Raw genomic sequence first — 14,012 nt, forward strand, 5'->3', positions numbered from 1 at the left:
GAGGCGGCCGGCGGCGTGCCGGGGTGTCGGTGGGGCGATCTAGACTCGGGTCGATGTCCGAGCTGCCGCGTTCCGAGAACTTCGTCCACCTGCACAACCACACCGAGTACTCGATGCTCGACGGGGCCGCGCGGATCAAGGACATGTTTTCCACCGCCCAGGAGATGGGCATGCCGGCGATCGCGATGACCGACCACGGCTACCTCTTCGGCGCGCACGAGTTCTGGAAGACGGCGCAGTCCTACGACGTCAAGCCGATCATCGGGCTCGAGGCCTACGTGGCGCCGGGCACCCACCGCACGGACAAGAACCGCGTCAAGTGGGGCGACGAGCGCACGCGGCCGGGCGACGACGTCTCCGGTGGTGGCGCGTACACCCACATGACGCTGCTGGCGCGCAACAACACCGGCATGCACAACCTCTTCACCATGGGGTCGCGGGCCTCCCTGGACTCGGTCTTCGCCAAGTGGCCGCGGCTGGACCGCGAGCTGCTCTCCCAGTACGGCGAAGGGCTCGTCGCGACGACCGGCTGCCCGTCGGGGGAGATCCAGACGCGGCTGCGGCTGGGGCAGTACGACAAGGCGATCGAGGCGGCCTCGGAGTTCCGCGACATCTTCGGCCGCGAGCACTACTTCCTCGAGCTCATGGACCACGGCAACCAGATCGAGCGGCGCGTCCGCGACGACCTCATGCGCCTGGCCAAGGACCTGCAGCTGCCGCTCCTCGCGACCAACGACCTGCACTACGTCAAGCCTGAGGACGCGATCGCCCAGGACGCGCTCCTGTGCATCAACTCCGGCTCCAAGCTCCACGACCCCGACCGCTTCAAGTTCGACGGCGAGGGCTACTACCTCAAGTCGCCGGCCGAGATGCGCCACCTGTGGCGCGAGCTGCCCGAGGCGTGCGACAACACCCTGCTCGTCGCCGACATGTGCGAGGTCTCCTTCGTCGAGGGCGAAGGGCGGTACATGCCGCGCTTCGACTGCCCGCCGGGCGAGGACGAGGAGTCGTGGTTCGTCAAGGAGGTGCAGACGGGCCTGCACAAGCGCTTCCCTGACGGCATCCCCGAGTACGCGCAGCGGCAGGCTGACTACGAGATCGACGTCATCGTCGGCAAGGGCTACCCGGGCTACTTCCTCGTCGTCGCCGACTTCATCAACTGGGCCAAGGACAACGGGATCCGCGTCGGCCCCGGCCGAGGGTCCGGTGCCGGCTCCATGTGCGCCTACGCCATGGGCATCACCGACCTCGACCCGATCCCGCACGGCCTGATCTTCGAGCGCTTCCTCAACCCCGAGCGCAAGTCGATGCCCGACTTCGACGTCGACTTCGACGAGCGTCGGCGCTCCGAGGTCATCCGCTACGTCTCCGACAAGTACGGCGACGAGCGGGTCGCGATGATCGCGACCTACGGCACGATCAAGGCCAAGCAGGCCGTCAAGGACGCCGCCCGGGTCATGGGCCACCCCTTCAACGTCGGCGAGCAGCTGACCAAGGCGATGCCCGCCGACGTCATGGGCAAGGGCGTGCCGCTGGCGAAGATGTGGGACTCGGAGCACGACCGCTTCGGGGAGGGGCAGGAGTTCCGCCAGCTCGTCGAGTCCGAGAAGCACCTCGGTGAGGTCGTCGACCTCGCGAAGGGCCTCGAGGGCCTCAAGCGCCAGTGGGGCGTGCACGCCGCCGGCGTCATCATGAGCAGCGAGCCGCTCATCGATGTCATCCCGATCATGCGGCGGCTCCAGGATGGCCAGGTCCTGACGCAGTTCGACTACCCGACGTGCGAGACGCTCGGGCTGGTCAAGATGGACTTCCTCGGCCTGCGCAACCTGACGATCCTCGACGACGCCCTGATCAACATCAAGGACAACCGGGGCGAGGAGATCGACCTCGACGCCCTGAGCAAGGACATGACCGACAAGGCGACGTACCGCCTGCTGTCGCGGGGTGACACCCTCGGCGTGTTCCAGCTCGACGGCGGGGGCATGCGCACCCTGCTGCGCCTGATGCAGCCGGACAACTTCGAGGACATCTCCGCCGCCCTCGCGCTCTACCGACCCGGCCCGATGGGCGTCAACGCCCACACCAACTTCGCCCTGCGCAAGAACGGCCGCCAGGAGGTCGTGCCGCTCGACCCCCAGCTCAAGGGCAAGCTCCAGCCGCAGATGGAGGAGGCCCTCGGCCCGATCCTCGGCACGACCTACGGCCTGTGCATCTACCAGGAGCAGGTCATGGAGATCGCGCAGAAGCTCGCGGGGTACACCCTCGGCAACGCCGACCTGCTGCGGCGAGCCATGGGCAAGAAGAAGAAGGAGGTGCTCGACGCCGAGTACATCCCCTTCTCCGAGGGCATGAAGGCCAATGGCTACAACGAGGCCTCGATCGCCGCGCTGTGGGGCGTCCTCGTCCCCTTCTCCGACTACGCCTTCAACAAGGCGCACACCGCCGCCTACGGCCTCGTGTCCTACTGGACCGCCTACCTCAAGGCCAACTACCCGGCCGAGTACATGGCCGCACTGCTCACCTCCGTCGGCGACGACAAGGACAAGTCGGCGCTCTACCTCAACGAGTGCCGTCGCATGGGCATCAAGGTCCTGCCGCCGTCGGTCAACGAGTCCCAGGGACGCTTCTCGGCCGTCGGCTCCGACATCCGCTTCGGTCTCAACGCCATCCGCAACGTCGGGCGCAACGTCGTCGACGGGATCATCGCGGCCCGCGAGGAGAAGGGGGCCTTCACCTCCTTCGACGACTTCCTCGCCAAGTGCCCGGCCGTCGTCTGCAACAAGCGGACCGTCGAGTCGCTCATCATGGGCGGAGCCTTCGACGACCTGGTCCACCCGCGTCAGGGCCTGGTCATGGTCCACGAGGAGTACGTCGACGCCTTCGTCGGGGTCAAGCGGCAGGAGGCCGTCGGCCAGGACTCCCTGTGGGACATGTTCGGCGGTGACGACGAGGCCGAGGCCGGCCCCGCGGGCATCGAGGGCATGGGCTTGCGCCCCGTGCCCCAGGTGGAGTGGGACAAGCGGACCAAGCTGGCCAACGAGCGCGAGATGCTCGGTCTCTACGTCTCCGACCACCCCCTCTTCGGCGTCGAGCACGTGCTGCAGCGGGCCGCCGACACCTCGATCGCGGCGCTGACCCAGCCCGACTCCGGCATCAAGGAGGGCAGCCACGTGACCATCGCGGGGCTCGTCACCGGGCTGAGCGTCAAGCGGACCAAGAAGGGCGACCTCTGGGCCATCGCCACCGTCGAGGACCTCGAGGGCGCCATCGAGTGCCTCTTCTTCCCCAAGACCTACCTCACCGTCCAGACGATGCTCACCCAGGACATCGTCGCGGTGGTGCGCGGCCGGGTGAATGCCCGCGACGACTCCGTCTCGCTCTACGCCGAGGACCTGACGATCCCCGAGATCACCGACGGGCCGCGGGGTCCGGTCGTCCTCACCCTCGACTACGCGCGCGCGACCACCGGTCGGATCGAGGAGGTCAAGCAGGTGCTCGCCCAGCACCCCGGCAGCACCGACGTGCAGATCAAGCTCGTCCAGCCCGGCCGGTCGGTGACGATGTCGGTCGACGCCGCCTACCGCGTCGAGCCGACCGAGGCCCTCATCGGGGACCTCAAGGTGATCCTCGGCGCCCGGGCGGTGAGCGCATGAGCGAAAGAATGAGCGGCAGCACGACGCCGCCGGTCGCCGCGCAGAAGCCGTGGACCCGCACCCACCACGGCGAGGAGGTCGACGACCCCTACGAGTGGCTCCGAGACGGTGACGATCCGCAGGTGCTGTCGTACCTCGAGGCGGAAAACGCCTACGCGGAGGCGCTCACCTCCCACCTCGCGCCGCTGCGCCAGCAGCTCTTCGACGAGATCAAGGAGCGCACCCTCGAGACCGACCTCAGCGTCCCGGTGGCCTCCGGGGACTGGTGGTACTACTCGCGCACCGCCGAGGGCAGCCAGTACGCCATCCAGTGCCGGGCGCCTCTCGTCGACCGGGCCGCCGTGCCCGAGCTGGACCCGACCCGGCCGCTGCCGGGCGAAGAGGTCCTGCTCGACGGCAACGAGCTCGCTGCCGGGCACGAGTTCTTTTCCCTCGGGGGCTTCGAGGTCAGCGCCGACCACTCCCGCATGGCCTACGCCATCGACGTCACGGGCGACGAACGCTTCGACGTCGTCGTCATGGACATCGCCAGCCGCGAGGTCATCGACCGCGCCGTGGTCGGCGCCGGATACGGGCTGGCCTTCTCGCACGACGCCCGGTACCTCTTCCACGTCGCCGTCGACGAGGCCTGGCGCCCGCACGAGGTGTGGCGCCACGAGGTCGGCACCGACCGTGGTGACGACGTGCTCGTCCACCGCGAGGACGACGAGCGATTTTGGATGGGGCTGGGCACCAGCCGCGACGAGCGCTGGGTGGTGCTCGGCCTCGGCAGCAAGACGACCTCCGAGGTCCACCTCATCGACGCGCACGACCCCACGGGGCCGATGCGCTGCGTGGCCGCCCGTCGTGAGGGCGTCGAGTACGACGTCGAGCCGGCCGGCGACCACCTGCTCGTCATCCACAACGAGCGGCAGCCCGAGGGCGACCTCGCGTGGGCCCCGCTCGACGCGACGACCCACGAGCAGTGGCAGCCCCTGCTCGAGCGCGCCGACGGCGAGCGCTTCGTCGGCATCGACGCCTTCGACGACTTCGCCGTCCTCTCCCTCCGCGTGGACGGACTGCCGGCCCTGCGCGTCCTGCCCCGACAGGCGCGGTCCACTCCCTTCGCCGTGGGTGACTACGGTCCGGCGACGGACGTGACCTTCGACGACGAGCTCCACTCCGTGCACCTCGGCCCCGTCGCCGACCCGGACGCAGACCGCATCCGGGTGGTCCACGAGTCCTGGGTGTCGCCCCGGTCGGTGCTCGACGTCCACGTGGCCACGGGGGAGCGGGTCGTCCTCAAGCGGCAGCAGGTGCTCGGTGGCGTCGACCTCGACGACTACGAGCAGCAGCGCGTCTGGGCCGTCGCGCCGGACGGCACGCACGTGCCGGTCTCCCTCGTGAGGCGACGCGGTGTCGTGGCCGACGGCAGCAACCCCGGTCTGCTCTACGGGTACGGCAGCTACGAGATGAGCTTCGACCCGTACTTCTCCATCGCCCGGCTCTCCCTGCTCGACCGCGGCGTCGTGTGGGCCGTGGCCCACGTCCGGGGCGGTGGCGAGCTGGGGCGCCAGTGGTACGACGACGGCAAGATGCTGCTCAAGCGCAACACCTTCACCGACTTCGTCGCTGCTGCCGAGTACCTCCACGACAGCGGGTGGGTGGCCCGCGACCGCCTCGCCATCGAAGGGGGCTCCGCCGGCGGCCTACTCGTCGGCGCGGCGACCAATCTCGCCCCGGACCGCTTCGCCGCGGTGCTGGCGGCGGTGCCCTTCGTCGACGCGCTGACGACGATCCTGCGGCCCGATCTCCCGCTCACCGTCGGCGAGTGGGAGGAGTGGGGCAACCCGCTCGAGGACCCCGAGGTCTACCGGTACATGCGCGGGTACAGCCCGTACGAAAACATCGCGCCGGTCGAGTACCCCCCGATCCTCGCGACGACATCGCTGCACGACACCCGGGTCTACTTCACGGAGCCCGCCAAGTGGGTGGCTCGCCTGCGTGAGGTGACGCGTCACGACGACGAGCGTCCGATCCTGCTGCGCACCGAGATGAGCGCCGGGCACGGTGGGCGCTCCGGCCGCTACGACGCGTGGGAGCAGACGGCCTGGGAGTGGGCCTGGGTCCTCGACCAGATCGGGGCGACCGAGCGGCGCTGACCGCCGGGCGGTCCGTCACTCGAGGTCGAGGGTGATGAACTTCGGCCGGTAGAGGGTCGGGTCGCGCTGCAGCTCGCCGAAGTCGAAGGTGTTGACGTTGTACGAGATGAGCAGCTCGCCGTCTCGCGAGATCTCCGGGTGCCCGTGCGCGTTGTACGTGAAGTGCTGGCCGACGCCGGACTCAGGGGTCTCGTAGATCGTCTGCGGGTCCTGCCACGGACCCTCGGGCGCACACGCCGTCCAGGCCTGGATCTTCGGGCTGAAGGGGGCCGAGGTGTCCGACGAGATCATCAGGTACCCGTCGCGGTAGCGCGTCACGCTCAGCTCGTTGGCCACGCCGTCGGTGAGGCGGGCGCTCTGGGTGACGTCGCTGCTCCACCCGTCTTGCGTCCGGTACTCCCAGCGGGACCGGTCCGTGAGGTTGCCGGCCGGGACCCGCGCCAGATGCAGGTGCTTGGTGGCCTCCAGGTCCTCGACCCCGTAGACGTAGGTGTGGGTTGGCGTCGACATGACGCCGGCGCCCCACGCGACGCGGTCCGAGGCGTCGCCCGGGTCGATGATCTCGGTGACCTTGAGATCGGGCAGGGACACGCGCGCCATCGCATTGCGCTCCCACGCAAAGCCCTGCCCCCCGGCCTGCCCGCTCACCTGGCGCGTCAGCGAGAGGAAGACGACGAGCTCGTCGCCCTGCACGACGGCATCCTGGACCCAGTAGTAGCTGTCGTCGCTCGGGTCGGGGAAGAAGGACTCCGGACCGGCGGAGGTGCGGGTGCTCAGCCGGCCGGACTCGCTCTCCGCCACGAGCGCGTTGTGGACCATCGCCATGCCCGGCGCCGGTCGGCCCGACGACGACACCTCACCGATGAAGGAGTCGCTGAAGAGCCACAGGGTCCGGTCGTCGGGCAGCCGCACGGAGTACGTCGAGTCACCGCCGATCCACCCGGGGCCGGTGAGGTCGAAGCGCGCATCCTCCGTCGGGGCGGGCGTCGCCCAGGCGAACCGCGCCGACGTGGCTTCGCAGGACCCGTCACGCTCGTCGGTGCAGCCGGCCAGCAGGCCACCACCGAGCACGAGCACGGCGACGAGCGCAGTCCAGCGTGTTCGGCGCATCAGGCTCCTCGGGGTGGTCGGCTCACAACGTACTGCAGCCTGCTGGGCAGGCAGACCACCTGGCGAGGGTTCCGCGCCTCGGCCGCTGGCGGTCCCGCGGCAGCACGCCAGGCGTCACAGCCAGCCGAGGTCCTGGGCGCGCCGGGCCGCCTCGACCCGGTTGCTCGTGCCGGTCTTGCCGATCGCGGAGGACAGGTGGTTGCGCACGGTGCCGGGGGAGAGGTGCACCCGGGCAGCGATGGCGGGGGCGGACAGCCCGTCGAGCGCCACGGCAAGGACTTCGCGCTCGCGCTCGCTCAGCGGGTTGGGGCCGCCGATGACGACCTCGGTGGCGAGGGAGGGGTCGACGACCCGGCCGCCGCGTGCGACCGTGCGCACGGCCTCCGCCAGCTCGTCCGAGGGAGTGTCCTTGACGACGAAACCGCTCGCCCCGGCGTCCAGGGCCCGGCGCAGGTATCCGGGGCGACCAAACGTCGTGACGATGAGCACCTTGGTCCCGGGGACCTCCTCGCGCAGGAGACCGGCGGCAGCGATCCCGTCCAGCCCGGGCATCTCGACGTCGAGCACGGCGACGTCCGGCCGGGTGCGTCGGGCGGCCTCGACCACCTCGTCCCCGGACCCGACCTCGGCGACGACCTCGAGGTCCTCCTCGAGCCCGAGCAGCGCAGCCATGGCTCCGCGGACGAGGGCCTGGTCGTCGGCCAGCAGCAGGGTGATCACGGCAGCTCCACTCTCACTCTCGTGCCCGGGCCGTGCGGGCCCGGGATGCCTTCGGTGACGTCGAGGGTCCCCCCGACGCGGGCGAGCCGCTCGCGCAGCCCGGTCAGTCCGTTGCCCTCGCGGCGCCCTCGTAGACCGCGCCCGTCGTCGACGACCTCGAGCCAGGTCGGCCCCCACGCGATGTCGGCGCGCCGGGCCCCGCTGTGGCGGATGACATTGGTCGTGGTCTCCCGCAGGGCCCACGCCACCGTGATGCGGTGGGCCGGGTCGACGACGTCCACGTCGGCCGGGACGGAGGCCTCGATCCCCGCGTCGCGCAGGGCCTCGACGGCGGTGTCGCGCTCGTCCGCCAGACGGGTCACCCGCAGACCGGCGACGGTCGCGCGGATCTCGGCGAGGGACTGCCGGGTCAGGGAGCGGATAGCTGCGATCTCGGCCTTGGCGCGCTCGGGGTCACGGTCGACGAGTCGCTCGGCCAGGTCCGCTTTGAGCGAGACGACGGTCAGCGAGTGGCCGAGGACGTCGTGGACGTCGCGGGCCACCCGGTCGCGCTCGGCAGCGACCGCCAGGGTCCGCTGCACCTCCTCCCTGCGCTCGTCGCCCTCCATCATCCGCCGCAGGAGCAGCCCGAACCCGCCGATGAGCAGCGGGATGAGGAGGAGGGGCCACAGCTCGCGCAGGTCGTTGGTGAAGAGCAGGACGAGGATCGTCCCCAGCCCGACGGCGAGCACCCCGGGCGCCGCCCATCGCCGCGGCCAGCCGAAGGCGGCGAGGCTCGCGAGGAAGGCGCTCATCCCGACGACCTCGAGCCCGATGATCAGGGACAGCAGGCCCATGCACGCCACCATCGCGGCGAAGCCCCCGAAGGCCCACCAGCGCCGGACCCGGGTCCAGCAGCCGTGCACGCCCATCTGGGAGTGGATGAAGGCCGTGATGTAGACCGCGGCGAAGAGGACGAGCAGGCCCCAGCCGACCACCCGCAGGAGCGGGCGGTCGGCGGTCACCTGCGCGACCTCGTTGGCCGGGAAGCCCAGGAAGACCAGCCACACGGCCGCCAGCAGCCACCCGTGGCGGGCCCACGGGTCGACCACCTCGGCGGACAGGTCGTCCGCGAGGTGGCCGGCGTCGGAGGTGTCGGTCACTGCCGGTCCCGACCTCGGCGCACGAGGTAGACCGTCAGGAGAGCGAGGATCAGCGTCCACACACCCACGTTAACCAGCGGCACCCAGAGGGCCTCGTGGGACAGGTTGCCGTCCATGTCGACCGAGTACCCCTCGGTCAGCGGGTACCGGGCCAACGAGACGATGCCGTAGAGCGGGGTGAACTTCGCGATGGTCAGCATGACCCCCGACAGCGGGATGAAGATGTTGCCGAGGAAGGCGAAGATCACCAGCGACCCGCTCGCCGCACCGACGGCCGACTCCGACGTGAAGGCGAGCCCGAAGACCAGCCCGTAGAGCGCGAAGAGGCAAGCGCCGAAGAGCGTGATGCCGGCGGTCGCCAACCAGACCCAGGCATCTCCCTCCGCGCCGGTGGCGGAGCCGATGGCGTAGATCAGGCCGATCGGGATGCACGCGACGACCATGGCGACGAGCGCCTTGGCCCCGACGTACGACGCATCGCGAAGGGGGGTCAGCCCCAGCTGTCGTCCCCAGCCCTGCATGCGCTCGACCGCCGAGGAGCCGCCGACGGAGACCGTCGCGGTGACGGCGCCGTAGACCGCCATCGAGATCATGACGTACAGCGCCACGTTGCCGCGCCCGATGTCCTCCTGGGCGAAGGTCTGGGCCGCGCCGAAGACGACGTACATGAAGGCCGGCAGGACCGCGATGAAGAACAGTCCGACGTAGTCGCGCGCCAGGCGCTTGAGCTCCAGGCTGATGATCGTGGGGTTCATCGGGTCTCCTCGGTGTCGTCCTGGGTGTCGGTGGTCTCGTCGAAGGCATCACGCGTGATCGCGAGGAAGGCCGCGTCGAGCGAGGCGGTCGTGACCTCGAGGTTGCTGCCCCCGAGATCCGTCAGCAGCAGTCGAGCCAGCGCGTCGGAGTCCTCGCCGACCGCCGTGATGCGGGCTCCCGATGTGGTGACCGAGCTGACCCCCGGCAGCCCGCGCAAGCGATCGACGGTGGCGTCGACGTCACCCCTGCGGACGTCGGCACTCACCGTACGACCGCTCGCGCGGGCCCGGATCTCCTCGGTGGTGCCGTCGGCGACCACCCGTCCGCCGGCCATCATCACGATGCGGTCGGCGAAGTTGTCGGCCTCCTCGAGGTAGTGCGTGGCGAAGAGGACCGTGCGCCCGTGCCCGGCGTCCTCGTGCATGGTGCGCCAGAAGTCCCGTCGGGCACCGACGTCCATCCCTGCCGTGGGCTCGTCGAGGATCAGCAGGTCGGGGTCGGGCAGCAGGGCCAGGGCAAAGCGCAGCCGCTGCTGCTCGCCGCCGGACAGCTTCGAGACCCGTCGGTTCGCCTTGTCCGCCAGCCCAGCTCGCTCGAGGACCTCCTCGATCGGCTCGTGCCGGGCGAAGGTCGAGGCAACGTAGCGCACCGTCTCGCGGGCGGTGAGGTCGCGCAGCAGGCCGCCGGTCTGCAGCACGGCCGAGACCCTCCCTTCGTGCACGGCGCGGCGCGGGGAGGATCCGAAGGAGGTGATCCGCCCGGTCGTCGGCTCGGTCAGCCCGAGTACCATATCGAGGGTCGTCGTCTTGCCGGCCCCGTTGGGCCCCAGCACGGCGACGACCTCACCGGGCGAGACCGTCAGGTCGACACCGGCCACGGCGCGCACGGTCTCGCCGCGGGAGCGGAAGCTCTTGGTCACGCCCTCGAGGAGGATGCCGTCGGCCGCGGGGCGGGTCGCGGCCGGTGGGCTCGTCGTCTGCTGCGTCGTCGTCATGGGGGCAAGCCTCGCGGCGAAGGGGGTATCCCAGCCATGCCCCGATGTCACGACTGCGCAATGACAGGTGTCATGGTGCAGACACCTCTCAGGCTGACGGAGCATCATGGGGGGCAGGGCCCGGTTGCCCGACCGGGCGTACCGACACGAGGAGGCCTTCGATGGGCGCAGCAGTGGAGATCAGCACCGGGACGATCGCTCCGGAGCACCTCGCGGGCAAGCACGTGATGCTCGGGACGCGTGACCTGGGCGTCTTCGACGGGTCGAGCGGCACGCTCCACTTCGAGATCCCGTCGGGCAAGCACGTGCTCTTCCTCAAGGACGGACTGACGACGTCGGGGGCAGTCGCCTTCCGGGTCCAGGCAGGGCACTGCGCACAGATCGTGGTCAAGGACAGCGAGGCGGGCATCTTCAGCGCCTTCTTCGGCGGGTGGTTCGCGCTCGAGCGGTCCGGCGACCACCTCGAGGCGCAGCAACACCTCGAGGACGGCGTCCCCGGGGCGGAGGAGATCTCGCCGGACGAGGTGCCTGTCAGCGCTTGACCGCATGGCCCGGTTGAGCTGCCCGTCCTGCCCTGCCCTCCTCCGGCCGGCGGGTGCCGCCGCGTCGAGGGGCCGGGTCGTGCGGCACGATGTCGCCCATGAGTGACGAGGACCTGACGTCGGCGACCGGCGAGGTGGAGCTGCGCGCGGCCCGAGTGGGCATGGTCTTCGTGCTCCTGGTGTGCGCCGGCTTCGCGGTCATCGGCCTGTGCCTGCTCGCCGGTGACGGGCTCGTCCAGATGTTGGGTATCGCGCTCCTCGTCTTCTTCGGTGCGGTCGGCATCCCCACGGCGCTGTGGCGGCTCATCCGCCCCTCGGTCGAGGTGCGCGTCGACCCGACGCTCGGGGTGTGGATCCGTGAGCTCGGCGGGTGGACCCCGTGGTCGGACATCGTCTCGGTCGGTCGCGGGCAGGTCGAGTCCAGACCGGTCGTCGAGCTGCACCTGACCGAAGGGAGCACGGTGCGTGTCCCGCCCACGGTGGCCCGTCGTCCGCAGGAGGTCTTCGCGATCCTGTCGCGCGAGCACTCCCGGGCTCGCGCGCGCTGAGCACGGAGGGCGGCCTCGCCTACGATCGCCTCATGCATGTCACCGGCCTGTGGATCCACCCCGTCAAGTCCCTCGGCGGCCAGGCGATCGACTCCGCACGCGTGGAGCCGTGGGGGCTCGAGGGCGACCGTCGCTGGGGTCTGGTCGACCCGAGCGGCGAAAAGGTCACCGCCCGCGACCTGCACGCCCTCCTGCGGCTGCACGCGGAGCAGGTCGACGACGAGACGATCCGCATCCACGACGGGGGCGAGAGCATCCTCGTCGACATCCCCCTCGGTCTCCCGCCGATCCCGGTGAGCCATGCGCGGCAGGGGTTCGCCCCGCCGGCCGACCAGGACGTCAGCGAGTGGATCAGCGAGCGGGTGGGGCGCCCCCTTCGCCTCGTGTGGCAGGAGGAGCCGACTCAGCGACGGATGTCCGGTGCGCACGGTGGCCTGGTTGGAGACACGCTGTCCCTCGCCGACGCGGGCCCCGTGCTCCTCACGTCGGAGGCCTCGCTGGCCCAGCTGCAGGAATGGGTCGACGCTCGCGCTGCAGAGGACGACCCGGGCGCAGGTGCGGCCTTGCCGCTGAGCATGGTCCGCTTCCGGCCGAATGTCGTCATCGACGGCGGTGAGCCCTTCGACGAGGACGGGTGGGGGACGCTGCGGATCGGGGAGGTCAGGTTTCGCACGGCCGAGGTCTGCGACCGTTGCGTCATGACGACGATCGACCCCGAGACGATCGTCGCCGGCAAGGAGCCCATCCGGACTCTGGCACGCCACCGGACATGGGATGGCAAGACGTGGTTCGGCACCCGGTTGGTGCCCCTGGACGAAGGGCGCATCGCTCTCGGCGACGAGGTCCTCCCCGGCGACTGAGGTCTCCTACGTCCGCCGGTGGAAGGACAGGGCGACCGTCCGCTGGTCTCGCCGGGTGATCGAGTGCGACCACATCCCGCTGTCGATCATGTGGTGGTGGCGCCCGCAGAGCGGGACGGCGTTGTCGAGATCGGTGAGGCCGCCGGCTTCCCACGGTCTGAGGTGGTGGGTCTCGGTCCAGGCGAAGGGCCGATCGCACCCTTCGGCAGCGCACTCGTCGTAGCGTCCGGCGAGCGCCATCCGCTGGTTGTCGCTGAAGAGGCGCCGCTGTCGCCCGAGGTCGAGGGGGACGGAGTCGCCGTCGAGGACAGCGGGGAGGATGCCCGCGCCGCAGGCGAGGCGGCGGGCGGTCCCGGCGCTCACGACGTCATGGACGTCCGTGCCGGCGGCCCGGGTGCCGAGGTCGCCGAGCAGGTCGCTCAGGCGGGTCGTCACGAGCATCGTCGCCGAGACCTTGGTGTGCAGGTGGTCGGTCGGGATGCGGGTCAGTAGGTCGGCCAGCGCCAGCCCGCGGCGGTGCGCCCAGTCGAGGTGGCGATCGGCATGGCTCGTCACGAGTGACCGGTCGCCGTCGGTGGGGGCCGAGCCAGCGGCGGTTGCGTCCTCGGACCGGCGTCGAGGCGCGGTCATGGCGTCGATGACCTTCTTGAGCATCATCCCCGAGACCCAGGGGACGGTGAACTGCCCGGTCATCGTCCCGTCGCGGTTGTCCTTGATCCAGAAGGATGCCTTGTCCCGCGCAGCCTCCTCCTCGTCGGCGACGAGGTCGTCCTCGTGCTGGTCGACGGTCTCGACCCGCGACTCGAAGACCTCGATGATGCGTCGCGCTGCCCGGCGCACCTGGCTGGGGGAGCGGTTGGTGCAGAGCTCGAGCAGGGCCAGCTCGCACTGTCGCCGCTGCTCGTCGGTCGTCGCGTCGGGGAGGGTGTCGAGCGTCCGCATGATGACCTTGGCGTGGGCCGCGCTGATGCGGCCCTCGTCGAGTGCCGCGCCGGTCGCGGTGAGGTGAGGTGTCCGTCGCCCTCCGTCTCCGTCGCTCGCGCCACCGGCCCCACCGGCCGCGTCACCGCCCGGGTCATGGTCACCGCCCGCGCCGGCCGAGGTGCCCTCGTCGCGGGACTCGCCGTCCCCCTTCGGCCGCCCACCCAGAGCATCGGCCAGGGCCGCATGACCCGCAGCGTCCGCACGGTCGGTCCGGGTGGTGCGGGCGAACCAGCTGGGGGTGTCGAGCTGCCCGGACCCTTCGTGCGCTCGCCGCTGCGAGGCCTGTGCCGTCAGCCGCAGTTGCACGGCCTCGACGCGGCGCTTGAGCCGCTCGACCTCGGCGATCTGGGCGCGCAGCTCGGCCGGGCCGAGAGCGTTGTCGGTGAGGCGGTCCATCATCGAGTCCACCTCGCGGTGGGCTGCCCGCAGGAGCGAGTCGAGGCTCGGGGTCAAGTCGATGGGGTGCCGCGCAGCGGCCAGGTCGATGAGGCTCAATGACCGCCCCATCGCCTCTTCGACCGCCCCTGTCAGCTCCATGCGGAGACACTAGTCGAACACATGT

Annotated in this window: 11 protein-coding genes; 5 read left to right on the top strand and 6 right to left on the bottom strand. The window is 70.6% G+C overall.

What is annotated here, in order from left to right; all coding sequences use genetic code 11:
- Window positions 1–53: 53 nt before the first annotated feature.
- On the top strand, window positions 54–3,653 hold the full coding sequence (gene dnaE, locus AB4Y78_RS01565) for a DNA polymerase III subunit alpha (protein WP_441713726.1): 3,600 nt from the start codon (window positions 54–56) through the stop codon (window positions 3,651–3,653).
- An 8-nt stretch (window positions 3,654–3,661) separates the two neighbouring features.
- Window positions 3,662–5,794, top strand: a complete 2,133-nt coding sequence (locus AB4Y78_RS01570) for a S9 family peptidase (RefSeq protein WP_441713725.1) — start codon at window positions 3,662–3,664, stop codon at window positions 5,792–5,794.
- A gap of 15 nt (window positions 5,795–5,809) precedes the next feature.
- Here AB4Y78_RS01570 and AB4Y78_RS01575 read toward each other — a convergent pair whose 3' ends face one another.
- The 5 genes from AB4Y78_RS01575 to AB4Y78_RS01595 form a co-directional block, all read right to left on the bottom strand.
- Window positions 5,810–6,904, bottom strand: a complete 1,095-nt coding sequence (locus tag AB4Y78_RS01575) for a DUF4185 domain-containing protein (RefSeq protein WP_306513588.1) — start codon at window positions 6,902–6,904, stop codon at window positions 5,810–5,812.
- A gap of 114 nt (window positions 6,905–7,018) precedes the next feature.
- Complete coding sequence (locus AB4Y78_RS01580) at window positions 7,019–7,624, bottom strand: response regulator (protein WP_007925256.1); 606 nt, start codon at window positions 7,622–7,624, stop codon at window positions 7,019–7,021.
- A complete protein-coding gene (locus AB4Y78_RS01585; protein ID WP_282070053.1) occupies window positions 7,621–8,766 on the bottom strand; it encodes a sensor histidine kinase in 1,146 nt (381 codons plus the stop codon). Before AB4Y78_RS01585 ends, AB4Y78_RS01580 begins: the two co-directional genes overlap by 4 nt.
- A complete protein-coding gene (locus AB4Y78_RS01590) occupies window positions 8,763–9,521 on the bottom strand; it encodes an ABC transporter permease (protein WP_282070054.1) in 759 nt (252 codons plus the stop codon). Before AB4Y78_RS01590 ends, AB4Y78_RS01585 begins: the two co-directional genes overlap by 4 nt.
- Window positions 9,518–10,516, bottom strand: coding sequence for an ABC transporter ATP-binding protein (locus AB4Y78_RS01595; RefSeq protein WP_282070055.1), 999 nt, complete (start codon window positions 10,514–10,516; stop codon window positions 9,518–9,520). The genes AB4Y78_RS01590 and AB4Y78_RS01595 overlap by 4 nt, the downstream gene beginning before the upstream one ends.
- Window positions 10,517–10,677: 161 nt before the next feature.
- Between AB4Y78_RS01595 and AB4Y78_RS01600 the strand changes: the two genes are divergently transcribed.
- The 3 genes from AB4Y78_RS01600 (at window position 10,678) to AB4Y78_RS01610 (ending at window position 12,466) form a co-directional block, all read left to right on the top strand.
- Window positions 10,678–11,058, top strand: a complete 381-nt coding sequence (locus AB4Y78_RS01600) for a hypothetical protein (RefSeq protein WP_441713724.1) — start codon at window positions 10,678–10,680, stop codon at window positions 11,056–11,058.
- Window positions 11,059–11,156: 98 nt separating this feature from the next.
- Window positions 11,157–11,606: a hypothetical protein gene (locus AB4Y78_RS01605; RefSeq protein ID WP_441713723.1), complete on the top strand. Its 450-nt coding sequence runs from the start codon at window positions 11,157–11,159 to the stop codon at window positions 11,604–11,606.
- A gap of 32 nt (window positions 11,607–11,638) precedes the next feature.
- Entirely contained in the window at window positions 11,639–12,466 is an 828-nt protein-coding gene (locus AB4Y78_RS01610; RefSeq protein WP_441713722.1) for an MOSC domain-containing protein, read from the top strand.
- A 6-nt stretch (window positions 12,467–12,472) separates the two neighbouring features.
- On the opposite strand, the gene AB4Y78_RS01615 is transcribed toward AB4Y78_RS01610, so the two are convergent.
- Complete coding sequence (locus AB4Y78_RS01615; RefSeq protein WP_441713721.1) at window positions 12,473–13,987, bottom strand: DUF222 domain-containing protein; 1,515 nt, start codon at window positions 13,985–13,987, stop codon at window positions 12,473–12,475.
- Window positions 13,988–14,012: the final 25 nt, after the last annotated feature.

It is taken from the genome of Janibacter sp. RAF52 (assembly GCF_052114035.1).
Classification (GTDB): domain Bacteria; phylum Actinomycetota; class Actinomycetes; order Actinomycetales; family Dermatophilaceae; genus Janibacter; species Janibacter hoylei.

Coding starts and splice junctions, on each gene's coding strand:
- dnaE (WP_441713726.1), top strand. CDS start 54: ATGTCCGAGCTGCCGCGTTCCGAGAACTTCGTCCACCTGCACAACCAC.
- AB4Y78_RS01570 (WP_441713725.1), top strand. CDS start 3,662: ATGAGCGGCAGCACGACGCCGCCGGTCGCCGCGCAGAAGCCGTGGACC.
- AB4Y78_RS01575 (WP_306513588.1), bottom strand. CDS start 6,904: ATGCGCCGAACACGCTGGACTGCGCTCGTCGCCGTGCTCGTGCTCGGT.
- AB4Y78_RS01590 (WP_282070054.1), bottom strand. CDS start 9,521: ATGAACCCCACGATCATCAGCCTGGAGCTCAAGCGCCTGGCGCGCGAC.
- AB4Y78_RS01595 (WP_282070055.1), bottom strand. CDS start 10,516: ATGACGACGACGCAGCAGACGACGAGCCCACCGGCCGCGACCCGCCCC.
- AB4Y78_RS01600 (WP_441713724.1), top strand. CDS start 10,678: ATGGGCGCAGCAGTGGAGATCAGCACCGGGACGATCGCTCCGGAGCAC.
- AB4Y78_RS01605 (WP_441713723.1), top strand. CDS start 11,157: ATGAGTGACGAGGACCTGACGTCGGCGACCGGCGAGGTGGAGCTGCGC.
- AB4Y78_RS01610 (WP_441713722.1), top strand. CDS start 11,639: ATGCATGTCACCGGCCTGTGGATCCACCCCGTCAAGTCCCTCGGCGGC.
- AB4Y78_RS01615 (WP_441713721.1), bottom strand. CDS start 13,987: ATGGAGCTGACAGGGGCGGTCGAAGAGGCGATGGGGCGGTCATTGAGC.